The organism is Arenimonas caeni, assembly GCF_003024235.1.
GTDB classification, from domain to species: Bacteria; Pseudomonadota; Gammaproteobacteria; order Xanthomonadales; family Xanthomonadaceae; genus Arenimonas; species Arenimonas caeni.
On record NZ_KZ679092.1, the window covers coordinates 112,320 to 128,254 of the forward strand.

Annotated in this window: 17 protein-coding genes; 10 read left to right on the top strand and 7 right to left on the bottom strand. The window is 71.9% G+C overall.

The features are described 5' to 3' along the window. Positions 1-24 precede the first annotated feature (24 nt). The 8 genes from C6N40_RS09760 (at position 25) to C6N40_RS09795 (ending at position 7,250) form a co-directional block, all read left to right on the top strand. Positions 25-1,059 (top strand): VIT1/CCC1 transporter family protein, encoded by a 1,035-nt coding sequence (locus tag C6N40_RS09760; protein WP_106990832.1) that lies wholly within the window; start codon positions 25-27, stop codon positions 1,057-1,059. A gap of 84 nt (positions 1,060-1,143) precedes the next feature. Further along, the gene (locus C6N40_RS09765) at positions 1,144-1,599 is read left to right on the top strand and encodes an SUF system Fe-S cluster assembly regulator (RefSeq protein WP_106990833.1); all 456 of its coding nucleotides are present in this window, start codon (positions 1,144-1,146) and stop codon (positions 1,597-1,599) included. A 1-nt stretch (position 1,600) separates the two neighbouring features. Further along, the gene (gene sufB, locus C6N40_RS09770) at positions 1,601-3,043 is read left to right on the top strand and encodes a Fe-S cluster assembly protein SufB (RefSeq protein ID WP_106990834.1); all 1,443 of its coding nucleotides are present in this window, start codon (positions 1,601-1,603) and stop codon (positions 3,041-3,043) included. An 18-nt stretch (positions 3,044-3,061) separates the two neighbouring features. Continuing rightward, positions 3,062-3,832, top strand: a complete 771-nt coding sequence (gene sufC, locus C6N40_RS09775; RefSeq protein WP_106990835.1) for a Fe-S cluster assembly ATPase SufC — start codon at positions 3,062-3,064, stop codon at positions 3,830-3,832. Then, positions 3,829-5,127 carry a Fe-S cluster assembly protein SufD gene (gene sufD, locus C6N40_RS09780; RefSeq protein WP_106990836.1) on the top strand — a complete coding sequence of 433 codons (1,299 nt, stop codon included), beginning with the start codon at positions 3,829-3,831 and terminating at the stop codon, positions 5,125-5,127. The genes sufC and sufD overlap by 4 nt, the downstream gene beginning before the upstream one ends. Then, positions 5,124-6,362: a cysteine desulfurase gene (locus C6N40_RS09785; protein ID WP_106990837.1), complete on the top strand. Its 1,239-nt coding sequence runs from the start codon at positions 5,124-5,126 to the stop codon at positions 6,360-6,362. The genes sufD and C6N40_RS09785 overlap by 4 nt, the downstream gene beginning before the upstream one ends. Positions 6,363-6,375: 13 nt before the next feature. Further along, a complete protein-coding gene (locus C6N40_RS09790) occupies positions 6,376-6,939 on the top strand; it encodes a GNAT family N-acetyltransferase (protein ID WP_106990838.1) in 564 nt (187 codons plus the stop codon). Beyond that, positions 6,936-7,250, top strand: a complete 315-nt coding sequence (locus C6N40_RS09795; protein ID WP_106990839.1) for a non-heme iron oxygenase ferredoxin subunit — start codon at positions 6,936-6,938, stop codon at positions 7,248-7,250. The genes C6N40_RS09790 and C6N40_RS09795 overlap by 4 nt, the downstream gene beginning before the upstream one ends. Before the next feature lie 7 nt (positions 7,251-7,257). Here the strand turns inward: C6N40_RS09795 and C6N40_RS09800 are convergent, their stop codons facing one another. The 5 genes from C6N40_RS09800 to C6N40_RS09820 all read right to left on the bottom strand — a co-directional run bounded on the left by C6N40_RS09800 (position 7,258) and on the right by C6N40_RS09820 (position 10,099). Then, positions 7,258-8,043: an oxygen-binding di-iron domain-containing protein gene (locus C6N40_RS09800; RefSeq protein ID WP_106990840.1), complete on the bottom strand. Its 786-nt coding sequence runs from the start codon at positions 8,041-8,043 to the stop codon at positions 7,258-7,260. Positions 8,044-8,116: 73 nt separating this feature from the next. Further along, on the bottom strand, positions 8,117-8,719 hold the full coding sequence (locus C6N40_RS09805; protein WP_106990841.1) for a HutD/Ves family protein: 603 nt from the start codon (positions 8,717-8,719) through the stop codon (positions 8,117-8,119). Continuing rightward, the gene (locus C6N40_RS09810) at positions 8,719-9,183 is read right to left on the bottom strand and encodes an SET domain-containing protein-lysine N-methyltransferase (RefSeq protein ID WP_106990842.1); all 465 of its coding nucleotides are present in this window, start codon (positions 9,181-9,183) and stop codon (positions 8,719-8,721) included. Before C6N40_RS09810 ends, C6N40_RS09805 begins: the two co-directional genes overlap by 1 nt. A gap of 24 nt (positions 9,184-9,207) precedes the next feature. Continuing rightward, positions 9,208-9,708 (bottom strand): REP-associated tyrosine transposase, encoded by a 501-nt coding sequence (locus C6N40_RS09815; RefSeq protein WP_106990843.1) that lies wholly within the window; start codon positions 9,706-9,708, stop codon positions 9,208-9,210. A 76-nt stretch (positions 9,709-9,784) separates the two neighbouring features. Continuing rightward, entirely contained in the window at positions 9,785-10,099 is a 315-nt protein-coding gene (locus C6N40_RS09820; RefSeq protein WP_106990844.1) for a ComEA family DNA-binding protein, read from the bottom strand. 203 nt (positions 10,100-10,302) lie between these two features. On the opposite strand from C6N40_RS09820, the gene C6N40_RS09825 reads away from it, so the two are divergent. Both C6N40_RS09825 and C6N40_RS09830 read left to right on the top strand, forming a co-directional pair. Then, on the top strand, positions 10,303-11,781 hold the full coding sequence (locus tag C6N40_RS09825) for a M20 family metallopeptidase (protein ID WP_106990845.1): 1,479 nt from the start codon (positions 10,303-10,305) through the stop codon (positions 11,779-11,781). 10 nt (positions 11,782-11,791) lie between these two features. Then, entirely contained in the window at positions 11,792-13,099 is a 1,308-nt protein-coding gene (locus C6N40_RS09830) for an aspartyl/asparaginyl beta-hydroxylase domain-containing protein (protein WP_106990846.1), read from the top strand. Between the two features lie 16 nt (positions 13,100-13,115). Here C6N40_RS09830 and C6N40_RS09835 read toward each other — a convergent pair whose 3' ends face one another. Together C6N40_RS09835 and C6N40_RS09840 are read right to left on the bottom strand one after the other, a co-directional pair. Beyond that, the gene (locus C6N40_RS09835; protein ID WP_106990847.1) at positions 13,116-14,099 is read right to left on the bottom strand and encodes a class I SAM-dependent methyltransferase; all 984 of its coding nucleotides are present in this window, start codon (positions 14,097-14,099) and stop codon (positions 13,116-13,118) included. Positions 14,100-14,102: 3 nt separating this feature from the next. After that, the coding region (locus C6N40_RS09840) for a tetratricopeptide repeat-containing sulfotransferase family protein (protein ID WP_205208589.1) at positions 14,103-15,935 on the bottom strand (1,833 nt) is incomplete at its 5' end.

The following is a 15,935-nucleotide window of genomic DNA, read 5'->3' on the forward strand; positions in this document are numbered from 1 at the left end:
GCGCGCATCCGAGGGAGACGGACCATGGACCCGGCCAACAGCTGGAGCGAAGAAAAGCAGTCTGCCTGGTTGTACCGGGCCCTGGCACGGGCCGAGCGCGACCCGCGCATCGCCGCGCTGTTCGGTTCGCTCGCCGACGCCGCCGACGAGCAGGCCGCCACGTGGGAAAAGGCGGCGGCCGACGCCGGCCAGCCCCTGCCCCTGCCCTTCGAACCCACGCCGCGCGCCAGGCTGGTGGCCGCGCTGGCCAGGCGCCTGGGCCCGCGCCGGGTGAAGCCCGCGCTCGCCGCGCTCAAGGTGCGCGGCCTCTCGGCCTACACCGCCGCCCTCGGTGGCCACCTGCTGCCCACCGACCTGGCCCAGGTCGGGCTCAGCCACCGCACCGTGGGCGGCGGCAACCTGCGCGCGGCCATCTTCGGCGTCAACGACGGCCTGGTGTCGAACGCCAGCCTGATCCTGGGCGTGGTGGGCGCCCAGGCCAGCACCGGCACTGTGCTGGCCACCGGCATCGCCGGCCTGCTGGCGGGCGCGCTGTCCATGGCCGCCGGCGAATATGTGTCGGTGCGCTCGCAGCGCGAACTGTTCGAATACCAGATCGGCCTCGAGGCCGACGAACTCAGGCAGTACCCCGAAGCCGAGGCCGAAGAGCTCGCGCTGATCTACATCGCCCGCGGCATGCAGCCGGAGCAGGCGCGCGGCTTCGCCCACCAGCTGGTGAAGGACCCCAAGCAGGCGCTCGACGTGCTGGCGCGCGAAGAGCTGGGCCTCAACCCCGATGACCTGGGGTCGCCGCTGGGCGCCGCCGTGTTCTCCTTCAGCGCCTTCACGGTGGGCGCGCTGGTGCCGCTGGTGCCCTTCTTCGCCGGCAGCGCGCTGCCGCAGGCGGCCTGGTGGGGCACGGGCCTGGCCGCGGCCGGCCTGTTCGTCACGGGCGCCGCCATGAGCCTGTTCAGCGGCCGCAACCCCTGGCTGGGCGGCCTGCGCATGCTGGGCATCGGCGCCCTGGCGGGCGCCACGGTGTTCCTGATCGGCCACCTGATCGGCGTGGACGTGGCCTGAGACGGGCTTCACACCGCGCGGATTGAGCCTGGCGGGGCCAAAGCGTACAATTTCGGTCCTGATTAGTCCTGCCAGGCCGGCGCCATGCTCCGCGTCACCAAGCTCACCGACTACGCCACCGTCATCCTGGTCGCCCTGGCCGAGGCGCCGGGCCGCGTGCACTCGTCCGCCGAGCTGGCCGAACGGGCCCGGCTCGAGCCGCCCACCGTGGCCAAGGTGCTCAAGCCCCTGGCCCACGCCGGCCTGGTGGAAAGCTTTCGCGGGGCCAGCGGCGGCTACCGCCTCGCCCGCCCCGCCCACGACATCCCGCTGATCGCCATCGTCGAGGCCATCGAGGGCCCGCTGGGCATGACCGAGTGCTCGGGCGAGCACAGCAGTTGCGAGCACGAAGCGCACTGCGGCGTGCAGACGCACTGGCGACGCATCAACGACGTGATCGCCGAGGCGCTCGGCGGCATCACCCTGGCCGAGATGCTGCCGCCTTCCGCGGCGCGCAAGGCCATCCCGATGACGCTGGCGTCCGCGCCGGCCGGAGCCTGACATGGCCACCCAGAACGAACAGATCCACCAGCAGCTGGCCCGGCGCTACGACGCCGGCTTCGTCACCGACATCGAGTCCGACACCTTCCCGCCGGGCCTGGACGAGGACGTCATCCGCGCCCTCTCGGCCCGCAAGGAAGAGCCCGAGTGGATGACCGAGTGGCGCCTGGCCGCCTACCGCAAGTTCCTGACCATGCCCATGCCCGACTGGGCCAAGCTCGAAATCGCGCCGATCGACCTGCAGGCGCTGAGCTACTTCAGCGCGCCCAAGGGCCCGAAGTACAAGTCGCTCGACGAAGTGCCGCAGGAACTGCTCGACACCTACGACAAGCTCGGCGTGCCCCTGCACGAGCGCGCCAAGCTCGCCGGCGTGGCCGTGGACGCGGTGTTCGACTCGGTCTCGGTCGGCACCACCTTCCGCAAGGAGCTGGCCGAGAAGGGCGTGATCTTCTGCTCGATGTCCGAGGCCATCAAGGAGCACCCGGAGCTGGTGCGCCAGTACCTGGGCAGCGTGGTGCCGGTGGGCGACAACTACTTCGCCGCGCTCAACTCGGCGGTCTTCTCCGACGGCAGCTTCGTGTTCATCCCCCGGGGCGTGCGCTGCCCGATGGAGCTGAGCACCTACTTCCGCATCAACGCCGGCCACACCGGCCAGTTCGAGCGCACCCTGATCATCTGCGAGGAAAAGGGCCACGTGTCCTACCTCGAGGGCTGCACGGCGCCGCAGCGCGACGAGAACCAGCTGCACGCCGCGGTGGTCGAGCTGGTGGCGCTGGAAGACGCCGAGATCAAGTACTCGACGGTGCAGAACTGGTACCCGGGCGACGAGAACGGCGTCGGCGGCATCTACAACTTCGTCACCAAGCGCGGCGAGTGCCGCGGCGCGCGCTCGAAGATCTCCTGGACGCAGGTCGAGACCGGTTCGGCGATCACCTGGAAGTACCCCAGCTGCGTGCTGCGCGGCGACGACTCCGTGGGCGAGTTCTACTCGGTGGCGCTCACCCACCACCGCCAGCAGGCCGACACCGGCACCAAGATGATCCACCTGGGCCGCAACACCAAGTCCAAGATCATCTCCAAGGGCATCAGCGCCGGCCGCGGCCAGAACACCTACCGCGGCCTGGTGAAGGTGGAGAAGACCGCCGCCGGCGCCCGCAACTACACCCAGTGCGACAGCCTGCTGATCGGCAAGCAGTGCGGCGCGCACACCTTCCCCTACATCGAGGTCAGGCACCCGACGGCCACCGTCGAGCACGAGGCCACCACGTCGAAGATCAGCGAAGACCAGCTGTTCTACTGCCGCAGCCGCGGTATCGGCGAGGAGGACGCGGTGTCGATGATCGTCGACGGCTTCTGCCGCCAGGTGTTCCGCGAGCTGCCGATGGAGTTCGCGGTGGAAGCCAAGAAGCTGCTGGAAGTGTCGCTCGAAGGCGCCGTCGGCTGAGAACCCAAGGAAAAGACCATGCTCAAGATCGAAAACCTCCACGCCAGCGTCGCCGGCAAGGAAATCCTCAAGGGGCTCAGCCTCGAGGTGAAGCCCGGCCAGGTGCACGCCATCATGGGTCCCAACGGCGCGGGCAAGTCCACGCTGGGCAACATCCTGGCCGGGCGCGAAGGCTACGAGGTCACCGAAGGCTCGGTCAGCCTCGAGGGCAAGGACCTGCTGGGCCTGGAGCCCGAGGAGCGCGCCGCCGCCGGCGTGTTCCTGGCCTTCCAGTACCCGGTCGAGATCCCGGGCGTGAACAACACCTACTTCCTGCGCACGGCGCTCAACGCCCAGCGCAAGGCGCGCGGCGAGCCCGAGCTCGATTCCATGCAGTTCCTGAAGAAGGTGCGCGAGAAGCTGGCCGTGCTCAGCCTCAAGGACGAGCTGCTGCATCGCGGCGTCAACGAGGGCTTCAGCGGCGGCGAGAAGAAGCGCAACGAGATCTTCCAGCTGGCCCTGCTCGAGCCCAGGCTCGCGATCCTCGATGAAACCGACTCGGGCCTGGACATCGACGCGCTCAAGGCCGTGGCCGACGGCGTGAACCTGATGCGCTCGCCCGAGCGCGCCTTCCTGGTGATCACCCACTACCAGCGCCTGCTCGACTACATCAAGCCCGACGTGGTGCACGTGCTGGCCGACGGCCGCATCGTCGAGAGCGGCGGCCCGGAACTGGCGCTCGAGCTCGAGGCCCACGGCTACGCCTGGATCAAGGACCGGGTGGCCCCGGAGGCGGCGGCCACGCCATGAGCGCCCTGGTCGACGCCTTCCGCCGCGGTTTCGAGGCGCTGCCGGCCACGCTGGTGGACGCCCAGGGCCTGGGCGCGCCGCGCCGCGCCGCGCTGGCCGCGGTGCTCGCCGACGGCCTGCCGGGCCCGCGCACCGAAGCCTGGAAATACACCTCGCTGCGCGCGCTGTCGGCGCGCGACTTCGCGCCGGCCGCCCCGGCTGCGGTGGACGCCGCCCTGCTCGCGCACGTGCCCGCGCCGAGGCTGGTGTTCGTCAACGGCGTCTTCGATGCCGGCCTGAGCCGGCTCGAAGGCCTGCCCGACGGCGTCGAGCTGCGGCCGCTGTCCTCGGCCCTGGCCGGCGACGACCCGCGCGCGGTCTCGGTGCTGGCGCGCCGCTACGAGCGCGCCGACGAGCCGTTCGCGCGCTTCAACGCCGCCCTGGCCACCGAGGGCGTGCTGCTGCGCCTCCAGCAGGGCGCCGTCGCCAGCGCGCCGGTCCACCTTGTGTTCGTGGGCGCCGCCGCCGGCACCGACCAGGCCGCGCACCTGCGCCACCTGATCGAACTGCGCAAGGGCGCCTCGCTCACCGTGGTCGAGCACCACCTGGGTGGCGGCGAACACCGGCACCTGGCCAACCACGTAATGCACGTGCACCTGGCCGGCGGCGCGCGCCTGCGGCATGCCCGCCTGCAGGACGAGAGCGCCGGCGCGAGCCTGCTGCTTCGCACCGATGTGGTGCTGGCCTCGGACACCGAATACCGCCGCGTCGACCTCGAGCTCGGCGCAGGCCTGTCGCGCCACGAACTCAACGTCGCGCTGCAGGGCGAGGGCGCGGCCCTGCACGCCGGCGGCGTGCTGCTGGCCGACGGCCGCCGCCATCTCGACACCCGCCTGGGCATCGTGCACCAGGCCCGCGACACCCGCTGCGAACTGCCCTGGCGTGGCCTGGCGGACGAGCGCGGGCGCGCGGTCTTCCACGGCGGCATCGAGATCCGCGCCGGCGCCGACGGCAGCGAGGCCGACCTGTCGAACAAGAACCTGCTGCTCTCCGACGCGGCCGAGGTGGACAGCCAGCCGGTGCTGGTGATCCACGCCGACGAAGTGAAGGCCGCGCACGGCGCGACGGTCGGCCGGCTCGACGAAAACGCGCTGTTCTACCTGCGCAGCCGCGGCATCCCCGGCCCGCTGGCGCGGGGGCTGCTGATGCAGGCCTTCCTGCGCGAGTCGCTGGCCGTGCTGGACGACGCCGCCCTGGCCGCCTCGCTGGGCGACGCGGTCGCCGCGCGCCTGGTGCGCGAAGGCTCGCCGGCATGAACGCCTCCGTCGCCAGGGCACGGCCGGACTGGCTGCGCATCCGCGCCGACTTCCCGGTGCTCACGCGCCAGGTGCACGGCAAGCCGCTGGTCTACCTCGATTCGGCCAACACCTCGCAAAAGCCGCAGGCGGTGATCAAGGCGGTGGACGACTTCTACCGCGAGCACAACGCCAACGTCTCGCGCGCCGTGCACACGCTGGGCACCGAAGCCACCGAGGCCTACGAGGGCGCGCGCAACCGAATCGCCCGCTTCCTCAACGTGCCCGCCGACGAGCTGGTGCTCACCTCCGGCACCACCTTCGGCATCAACCTGGTGGCCTACAGCTGGGCGCTGCCGCGCCTGAAGGCCGGCGACGCGATCCTGCTCACGCGCATGGAGCACCACGCCAACATCGTGCCCTGGCAGCTGGTGGCCCAGCGCACGGGCGCGCGCATCAAGGTGGTGGAGATCACCCCCGAGGGCGTGCTCGACCTCGACGACCTGCGCGCCAAGCTCACCCCCGAGGTGAAGCTGCTGGCCTTCACCCACGTCTCGAACGTGCTGGGCACGGTGAACCCGGTGGCCGAGATCTGCCGCGAGGCGCGCAGGCGCGGCATCCCCACCCTGGTGGACGGCTCGCAGGCGCTGCCGCACCGCGCGGTGGACATCCCGATGCTGGGCTGCGATTTCTACGCCTTCACCGGCCACAAGATGCTCGGCCCGACCGGCACCGGTGGCCTGTGGGCGCGGCGCCAGCACCTGCGCGAGATGCCGCCCTTCCTCGGCGGCGGCGAGATGATCAAGGAAGTGCGCTTCGAGGGCACGGTGTTCAACGAGCCGCCGCACAAGTTCGAAGCGGGCACGCCCAACATCGCCGGCGTGGTCGGCCTGGGCGCGGCGGTCGACTACCTGTCGGGCATCGGCATGGCCGAGGTCGAGGCGCGCGAGCAGGCGCTGCTGGCGCTGGCCACCGAACGGCTGTCGGCGATCCCGGGGCTGCGCATCTACGGCACCGCGCCGGGCAAGGCCGCCGTGATCAGCTTCCTGGTCGAAGGCGCGCATGCGCACGACCTGGCCACCCTGCTCGACCTCGAGGGCATCGCCGTGCGCTCCGGCCACCACTGCGCGCACCCGCTGATGGCCCACTTCGGCGTGCCGGCCACCTGCCGGGCCTCGCTGGCCTTCTACAACACCCATGTCGAAGTCGAGCAGCTGGCCGCCGGCATCGAGAAGGCCCGCAAACTGCTGCTCTGACCCGAGGCGACGCATGAGCTGGCAAGACCCCAACAGGGCCGGCGACGGCTGGCAGGCTCCCCTCGCCTTCCGCGCGGCCACGCCGGAGGACGCCGACGCGGTCGTCGCGCTGGTCGAGTCGGCCTACCGCGGCCACGCCAGCCGTGCCGGCTGGACCACCGAGGCCGACCTGCTCGACGGCCGCCGCACCAATGCCGACGACGTGCTGGCGAACATCCTGCGCCCGCGCAGCCAGGTGCTGCTGGCCTTCCGCGCTGGCCAGCTGGTCGCCTGCGCCCACGTGGCGGTCGAGGATGGCGCCGGCTACTTCGGCATGTTCTCGGTGCTGCCCACGCTCCAGCGCGGCGGGCTGGGCAAGGCCATGATGGCCGAGGCCGAGCGCATCGCCCGCCAGGACTACGGAATGACGGTGATGCGCATGACCGTGATCGACGTGCGCGACGAACTCATCGCCTGGTACGAGCGCCGCGGCTACCGGCGCACCGGCATCACCAGGCCCTTCCCCTACGGCGACGAGCGCTTCGGCATCCCGCTGCGCGACGACCTTCGCTTCGAAGTCCTGGAGAAACCGCTGTGAACGACTGGGTTCGCGTCTGCGCCACCTCCGAGCTGCTGCCCGGCGAGTCGAAGGTGGCCTGGGACGGCGACACGCCGATCCTGGTCGTGAACCTGGACGGCGATTTCTACGCCGTCGAGGACCAGTGCACGCACGAGGACTTCGAGCTCAGCGCCGGCGTCATCGAGGGCGGCCAGGTCGAATGCACCCTGCACGGCGCCCGTTTCGACCTGCGCACGGGCGAGGCGCTCTGCGCCCCTGCCTACGCGCCGGTGGCGAAGTTCCCGGTGAAGGTGGAAGACGGCGCGGTCTGGACCCGCGACGACCGCTGAGCGGGGCTCAGCCGATGACGCGGCGCGGGATCCGGTAGTCGGCGGGACCGAGCAGGTCGCTGCCGCAGTCGAGGTTCTCCAGCCACGACAGGAACTCGCCGATGGCGGCACCGCGCATCGGCAGGCCGTGCTGGGGCACGATCCACTCGGGATCGAGCTCGCGCACCATCGCCACCCACAGCCGCGCCACGCGGCGCGAGGCCATGTAGCGGCGGTGGAAGCCGAGCATGGTCTTGGAATGCGGGCCGAAGTCCTCCACCGGCACGTAGGGCGCGCCCGAAGGCACCAGCGAGGAGCCCACGTCGCCCGAGAGCAGGATGCGGCTGGTCGGGTCGTAGAAGCTGAAATTGCCCACCGAGTGCAGGAAATGCGCCGGCAGCGCGATCAGGTCGGTGCCACCCATCGGGATCAGGCCGCCGTCGTCGTCGAGCAGCAGGTAGCGGTCGGTGCCGGCGTTCTTCTGGTAGTGCGGCACCGAATGCGGGACGAAGCGGCCCCAGAGCTTGGAGCACACCACGGTGGCACCGGTGTACATGAGCCAGCGGTCGACCGCGCCGATGATGTCCGGGTCCTGGTGCGAGGCCAGGATGTAGGTCAGGTCCTTGGGCTGCAGGTAGCGGCTGAGCGCCAGCGTCAGCGGCGTGTACAGCAGCGCGCCGCCCGGGTCGACCAGGGCCGACTGGTTGCCGTGCTGGACCAGGAACTGGTTGGCCTGCACACCGTCGTCGCCGCGCACCAGGTCGTTGAACACCACCACGCGATGGTTGTCGCGCTCGAACAGCACCGTAGGCATGGGGCCAGTCGCCTCGAATCCAGGGGAAGGGGTGAAGGCTAAGGCCTCGGGGCCACGGACGGCTTGACTGAACTCAAATCGCAGGCGAAACCGCGACGGATCGCAACTTCGCGAGCAGCATCTCGCCGCCACCCTCGAGGATCAGCCGCGAAGGACCGTCCGGATCGGGCAGCAGCAGCACGCTGTCGCCTTGGGCCAGCCGCAGCGGCCGGGCCAGGTCCTTGAAGGCCGCCTGGCCGTGGATCAGGTGCGCCAGCCAGGTCGTGCCCGGTTCGGCGAAGAACACCATCGGCCCCACCAGCGGGCGGTGCAGCAGCGTGGCCTCGACCTCGTCGCGGCGCCAGATGAGGTTGAAATCGTGCGTGGGGCCGGCGATGAGTTCGGCCCGGAGCGGCCGTTCGCCGGCGAAACGCAGGCGCTGGTGCGGCGGCAGCAGCGTCGCCGACTCGCCGTCGTCGAAGTGCAGGTGCATGCCCTCGCCCGCCAGCAGCACCAGCTCGCGGTCGCAGCCGGGGAAGGCCGAGAACGGCGCATCGTGGTCGATCTCGGCGATCGAGGCCCGCCAGCTCCACTGCGCCGAACCTTCCGGGTGTCGGTGGATCTCGCGCGTCCAGCCGCGCTCGTTGCGCCAGCGTTCGCGGCGGTACTCCTGCGCGGGCAGGTGCAGCAGTCGCATCAGCCGGCCTGCAGCGCCGCCAGCGCCCGGGTGGATTCGGCCAGGGAGCGCGCCCAGGACCAGCCGACGATCTCGCGCCCCGTGCCGGCATCGCGGAAGGCCTCGGCCTCGCCCTCGGGCAGCAGGTGCCGGTAGTCCACGGTCAGCTCCTCGCCGGGGGCCAGGTCGCGGGCGGCGAAGATGAAACCCAGGTGCCAGAGGCCGTTGGGCTCGAAGCTGTGGTTGACGTAGCACTCGTCGGGCCAGTCGAGGCTGATCGTGTAGCGGTCTTCGAACCAGCGCACGGCGGCGGCCATCGCTGCCTCCGGATCAGGCTGCGCGCGCACTTCCTCCCAGCGCCAGGTGCGCGGGATGTCGTCGGGGGCGACCACGATGCGTCCGCGCGCCACCGGCTCGTCCAGGAACAGCCCTTTCCCGGCCCCGGGGATGCCCGAGTCGGCGATGCGATAGCGCGGCAGGATCATGCCGCGAAGTCTAGCGCATGCGGCTCAGCCGCCGCCCGGGTCGAGCCAGGCGGTGTTCCAGTAGGCGTAGTCGCCGAGCCGCCGCACCAGGCCCGCACGCAGGGGCGCCCCGACCAGGTGGCGGGCGGCCGCCATCGGCGCCTCGTCCGGGCGCAGCACCCGGTCCTCGAAGCCGCGGCCCCAGAGCCAGCCGTTGACCCGGTGCCGGTCTTCGACGGCGCGCGAGGTCAGCGACTTGAAGCGGCCCACCAGCGTCGACAGGCTGTCGCGCTCCCCCAGCGTGACCAGGCCCTGCCAGCGGTCGGGCATCAGCACCCAGGCCAGCACCGTGCTGTCGCGCCAGGGCCAGTGCGCGGTGTGCACCCGGCACACCGCCCGCGCGGCCTCGTCGTCCTCGAACACCGGCCGGCAATACAGGGTGGAGACCGCCAGCAGGTAGGTCTGCCCCGGCACCGACCGCCGCTGCAGCCGCACGCGCCGGAATTCGGCGATGACGGGGTCGGCCAGGGGCTTGGGCAAGGTCATGGCGGCGTACCTCCGGACAGGGATGGAAAAAAGCGGGCCCGGCAACCGGGCCCGAACGGGGTCCCACGGTGGCGTTTCAGTCGCCGGCGGCGGCCGCGGCGGCGGGTGCGCGCGCCTTGCCGGCGCCGACGGTGATGCGGTCGCGGTTGGCCTCGACCAGGGCCAGGCCGATGCCCTTGACCTCGGCCAGTTCGTCGGCGCTGCGGAAGGCGCCGTGCTTGAGGCGGTGGGCGACGATGGCCTCGGCCTTGCTGGGGCCGACGCCGTCGAGCACGCGGTCGAGGGTGGCGGCATCGGCATTGTTGATGTCCACCTTGTCGGCGGCCAGGGCACCGGCGGAAAGCAGGGCGCCCAGCAGCAGCGGGGCGAGGCGGGAGACGATCTTGTTCATGGCGGTTCCTCGGTTGGGGTCGCGCCGCGCCGGGCTGGCGTCGGCAGGAGGAGGATCCGCCGGCGGGCGGCCACGGCCCATCGCCAATCGCCGCTGCGACGGCTGGGAAACACGCGGCCCCGGCCGTCGGCGGCTTCCTACCCCGCCACGCGGCCGGGGCGCGGAACCGGTAAAATCAGCGTGTTGCCGCAGGAAGGACCGCCATGGACACCAGCAAGACCGATCGCTTCGTCGCCGAGGCCTGGGACGGCGACATCGTCCCGCAGCTCGTCGAATACATCCGCATCCCCAACAAGTCGCCGATGTTCGACGCGCAGTGGCGCGAGAACGGCTACATGGACGACGCGGTGAAGCTGATGGCCGGCTGGGCGAAGGCGCAGCCGATCAAGGGCATGAGCGTCGAGGTCATCGAGCTCGAAGGCCGCACGCCGCTGATCTTCATCGAGATCCCCGGCCAGGGCGACGACTGCGTGCTGCTCTACGGCCACCTCGACAAGCAGCCCGAGATGACCGGCTGGGCCGACGACCTCGGCCCCTGGAAGCCGGTGATCAAGGGCGACAAGCTCTACGGCCGCGGCGGCGCCGACGACGGTTACGCGCTCTATGGCTCGCTCACCGCCATCCGCGCGCTGCAGGAGCAGGGCCTGCCGCACAGCCGCTGCGTCATCCTCATCGAGGCCTGCGAGGAATCGGGCAGCTACGACCTGCCCTACTACGTCGACCACCTGGCCGAACGCATCGGCAAGCCCTCGCTGGTGGTCTGCCTGGACTCGGGCTGCGCCAACTACGACCAGCTCTGGTGCACCACCTCGCTGCGCGGCCTGGCCGGCGGCAACCTCAAGGTCAGCGTGCTCAGCGAAGGCGTGCACAGCGGCGACGCCAGCGGCATCGTGCCCTCGAGCTTCCGCGTGCTGCGCCAGCTGCTTTCGCGGCTCGAGGACGAGGCCACCGGCCGCATCCTCGTCGACGAACTGCACGTGGACATCCCCGAGCAGCGCATCGCCCAGGCGCGCGCCGCCGCCGAAGTGCTGGGCAACGAGGTCTGGGACAAGTTCCCGTTCCTGCCGGGCATGACGCCGATGAACCCGGACCTCACCGAGCTGGTGCTCAACCGCACCTGGCGCCCGGCGCTGTCGGTGACCGGCGTGGACGGCATGCCGCCGCTGCACAGCGCCGGCAACGTGCTGCGCCCGCACACGGCCGTCAAGCTCAGCCTGCGGCTGCCGCCGACGCTGGAGCCCAGGCGCGCCGGCGAGGTGGTCAGGCGCGTGCTCGAATCCAACCCGCCCAACGGCTGCAAGGTCGAGGTCGAGCTCGAGAAGGCCAGCACGGGCTGGAACGCGCCGGCGCTGGCGCCGTGGCTCGAGCACGCCATCGACCACGCCAGCCGCGAGTTCTTCGGCGCGCCGGCGATGTACATGGGCGAAGGCGGCACCATCCCGTTCATGGGCATGCTCGGCGAGAAGTTCCCCGGCGCGCAGTTCATGATCACCGGCGTGCTCGGCCCGCACTCCAACGCGCACGGCCCGAACGAGTTCCTGCACATCCCCACCGGCAAGCGCGTCACCTCGGCCGTGGCCAAGGTGATCGCCGAGCACTACCAGGCCAGCGAGAAGGGCCTGACCCGCGGCGTGGCGGCGCAGGCCGGCAATGCCCAGTTCGGCGACCACGGCTGCTGCTGAGCCCCTGACCATGACCACCACGACCACGCAAGGCCTGCCCGGCCACATCCAGGCCCTGGCCCACGAAGCCGAGCTGCACGTCCGCACCGGCCAGCGCGGCGCCGCGTCCGCCGCCTGGGACCGCGTGCTGGCGCTGTCGCCCGGGCATGCCGGCGCGCTGAACTTCAAGGGCGAGGAAGCCATGGCCCGCGGCAACATCGCCGAGGCGCGCCGCCTGTTCCAGGCGGCCGCCGCCGGCCAGCCGCGGATGGCCATCGCCCTGGCCAACCTGGCCCGGGTGCGGCGCATGGATGGCGACCTGCGCGGGGCGCTCGCGGCCCTGGACGAGGCCGGCAAGCTCGAGCCCAGCGCCTATGCGGTGCACTTCGAGAAGGCCTCGATCTACGAAGAGCAGGACCGCACGCGCGACGCCGCCCTCGCCTACGAGATGGCCCTGCACCTGCTGCCCGCGCGCGCGGCGGCGGCGCCGCAGCTGGCGGAGCTGGTGTCGCACGCCCGCGCCTGCGTGGCCGCCAACAAGGACGCCCTGTCGAGCTTCCTCGACGAGCGCCTGGCCGGCCTGCGCGGCGCACCGGGCAGCCGCGCGATGCGTCGCTTCGAGGAGAGCCTGGACATCAACCTCGGCCGCAAGCCCGCCTACGTGGCGCGGCCGCTGATGTTCAATTTCCCCGGCCTGCCCGCCATCGCCTTCTTCGACCGGGAGGACTTCGACTGGGTCCCGGCCGTCGAGGCCCACACCGCCGCCATCCAGGCCGAGCTGGCCCAGGTGCTGGCCGACGACCAGAGCGGTTTCGTGCCCTACGTGCAGACCCTGCCCGACGAGCCGGCCGGCCAGTTCGCGCCGCTCGACCGCAACCCGGACTGGAGCGCCTATTTCCTCTGGAAGCACGGCAAGCGGATCGAGGAGCACGCACGCCGTTGTCCGGCCACCATGGCGGCGCTCGACGTCGCGCCGCAGATCCGCGTGGCCAACCGCGCGCCGGCGGCGATGTTCTCCGCGCTCAAGCCGCACACGCACATCCCGGCCCACAATGGCGCCACCAACTGCCGGCTCACCGTGCACCTGCCGCTGATCGTGCCCGACAACTGCCGCTTCCGCGTCGGAAACCAGGTGCGGCAGTGGACCCCGGGCGAGCTGCTGATCTTCGACGACACCATCGAGCACGAGGCCTGGAACGACAGCGACCACCTGCGCGTGGTGCTGATCTTCGATATCTGGCACCCGATGCTCACCGAGGTCGAGCGCGAACTCGTGCGCGCGACCCAGGAAGGCATGATGGCTTACTACGGCATGGACGCGCCGCTGGGCGAGTTCTGAAGCCCGGCGCCGGCCGCTAGCCGGCGCTGACCGCCCAGGCCATCAGGTGGCCGTCGAAGGTGATCGGCTCGGCCCGTGCGGCCGGGCGGCCGCCGGCTGCCAGCGCGGCGCACAGCGCCGCGATACCCGCCTCGTCGCGCGCACAGTCCACCAGCTCGACCAGGCGCACGCGGGAATCGGCCAGGCGCGCACGCAGGGCATCGAGCACCTCGATGCCACGCACCGCGCCACCGGCCTGGCTGGCCTGGAAGGCGCCCACCACCGCCTCGGCGACTTCCGCCAGCACGTCGGGGCAGTCGCTGGCGTCCATGCGCTGCTGCAGCCGCAGGCGCGCGTCGTCGAAACCGGCGCGCGCACGCGCCGCGGCCGGGTCCGCGGCCAGCGCGCGGCGTCCCTCCGGTGTGGCGGCCAGGGCCATCGGCGCGAGCATCGCCAGCGCGGCGTCGAAGTAGCCGCCGGGGGCCTGCAGCCAGTCGATGTGGCCAAGCTCCTCGCGCGCCAGCTGCACGGGCCGCGAGCCGGCATGGTGCACCAGCAGGCGCACCCGTCCGCCGGGCGCGAGCACGCGCAGCAGTTCGGGCACCGAGCGTTTGGTGTCGCTGTATTCGAGGCCGTACTGGCTCACGACCAGGTCGAAGCGGCCGTCCTCGAACGGCAGCGACTCGGCCTCGATGCCCGGATGGAAATGGATGCGCCCACGGTCCTCGCCGGGCAGCGCGTCGAGCCAGGCGGGTGCGACCCGCGCCAGGTCGATGGCGTCGCAGGCCACGCTGGCACCGGGTCGCAGGTCGAGCAGCAGGCGCGGCACCGGGCCATTGCCCGTGGCGATGTCGAGCACGCGCGCGCCCCCGGCCAGCGGCCCGAAGGCGCCGGCCCAGAAGTCGCGGATGCTGCCCGGGTAGTTGCCCTCGAAGGTCTGCCCGCAGGAATGCAGCGCGCCGGCCGCCCAGTAGCGGGACCAGACATCGCGGCGGCGCTGGCGCGGGTCGTGTGCGTCCATGGCTCAGCCCAGCAGCAGCGCCGGCGACGGATCGTCCGGCGACAGCAGCGACAGCACCGGCGCCAGCGCGGCGGCATGCGCGCGCCAGCGACCGACCGAACCGGTGTAGAGCGGCTTGCGCACCTGCCAGCGGCTGGGCGTGCTCACCTCGCGCTGGCTGGCGTGGAATGCCAGGCAGGCCGGATCCCAGGGCAGGCCGACGAAATCGAGCAGGCGGCGGGCCATCGGCTCCAGCCCGGCCACCAGTTCCTCGTAGCAGACCTCGAGCACCGGCAGGCCCAGCCGCGCCTGCCAGTGGCGCATCAACCGCGCCTGGGCCTGGATGACCAGGGCGATGTCGCCCAGGTCGGTGGCGAAACGCGAGCCCGGCGCGAAGTCTTCGCCGTAGATCGACAGCGCGATGTCGCGCGCTTCGCGCCGGCACCAGACCACGCGTGCGCCGGGCACCAGCTGGGCGGCACGGCCGAGGTGCAGGAAGTTCATGGGCGCCTTGTCCACCAGCCGCTGCGCCTCGGGGCGCGAGGCGTGACGGACCAGCTCGGCGAGATAGTCTGCCGAAGCCGAAGCCACCCGCGCGGCGTCCAGGCAGGGGCCGGGCGGAAGCGACTCGGCGAACTTCGACAGGCCCGCGCGCTCGCCGCTGCCGGCCACCAGCGGATGCGCCGCGAGGATCTGTTCGACCAGGGTGGTGCCGCTGCGCGGCATGCCGACCACGAGTACCGGCCGCGGGTCGGGCGCGCCGCGCGGCACGTCGGCAGGCAGCGGGCCCGGGAAGGCCGCCAGGGTCGCCTCGACGTCGGCGAGGAAGGCCTCGCGGTCGAAGGCGCCGGCGACCCGGCGACGGGCTGCATTGGCCACATGCCAGCTGGCCATGGCTCGCTCGTGCTCGCCGCGGCCGTCAATCACCTTTCCGTAGGCGAAGCCGAGCAGGGCGCGGTCGGCGTCATCGAGCCCGGCCTCGGCCAGCAGTTGCCCCGCCCTTGCGACCAGGGCCTCGTCGGCGCCGCTGCGATGCAGGGAAAGCAGGGCCGCCAGCGGGAACACCCAGCCCGGCCGGCGCGCCAACGCCGCCTGGTAGGCCTCGGCCGCGCCATCGCGGTCGCCGGCGTCCTCGAGCAACTGCCCCAGCGACATCCACAGCCCGGCCGAGCCGGGCAACAGCGCCAGGCCGGCGCGGAAGACCTCGCGCGCCTTCGCCGGCTGGCCAAGGTGCACGTAGCTCTCGCCCAGCTTCAGGTGCACGTCCTCCTCGCGCGGCTGCAGCTGCACGAGCCGCAGCCAGAGCGCCTGGGCGGCTTCGATGCGGCCGGCGTCGGCCTCGAGGTCGGCCAGCGGGGCCATGATCGGCACCTGCCCCGGGGACGCGGCATCGGCGCGGCGCAGCGCTTCCAGCGCCGGCGCCTTGCGACCCAGGCGCGCCTGGGTGATGCCGAGGAAATACCAGGCTTCGGCCAGGTCGGGCCGCAGCCGGGTGGCCCGCTCGAAGCAGGCCAGCGATTCTTCGAAGCGACCCGACTGCGCCAGCACCCGGCCCAGCTCGCACTGCAGCAGGCCCGAACCCGGCGCGCGGGCGATGGCCTCGCGCAGGTGCGCGACCGCGCGCGGCACGTCGCCGGCGCGCATGGCCGCCAGCGCCAGCGCGCGATGCACGGCGGGGTCGTCGGGGCGTTCACGCACGAGGCGCGCGAGCAACCGCTCGGCTTCACCGGCCTGGCCACGGGCGATGGCCGTCATGGCCTGGTCGAGCGTATCGGTCTGGGCCGGCGTGGGATCTGACATCGACGAAGTATAAGCGAGCACAAAAAAAGGGTTCTTCTCCCAACTGAGGGGAGAGTG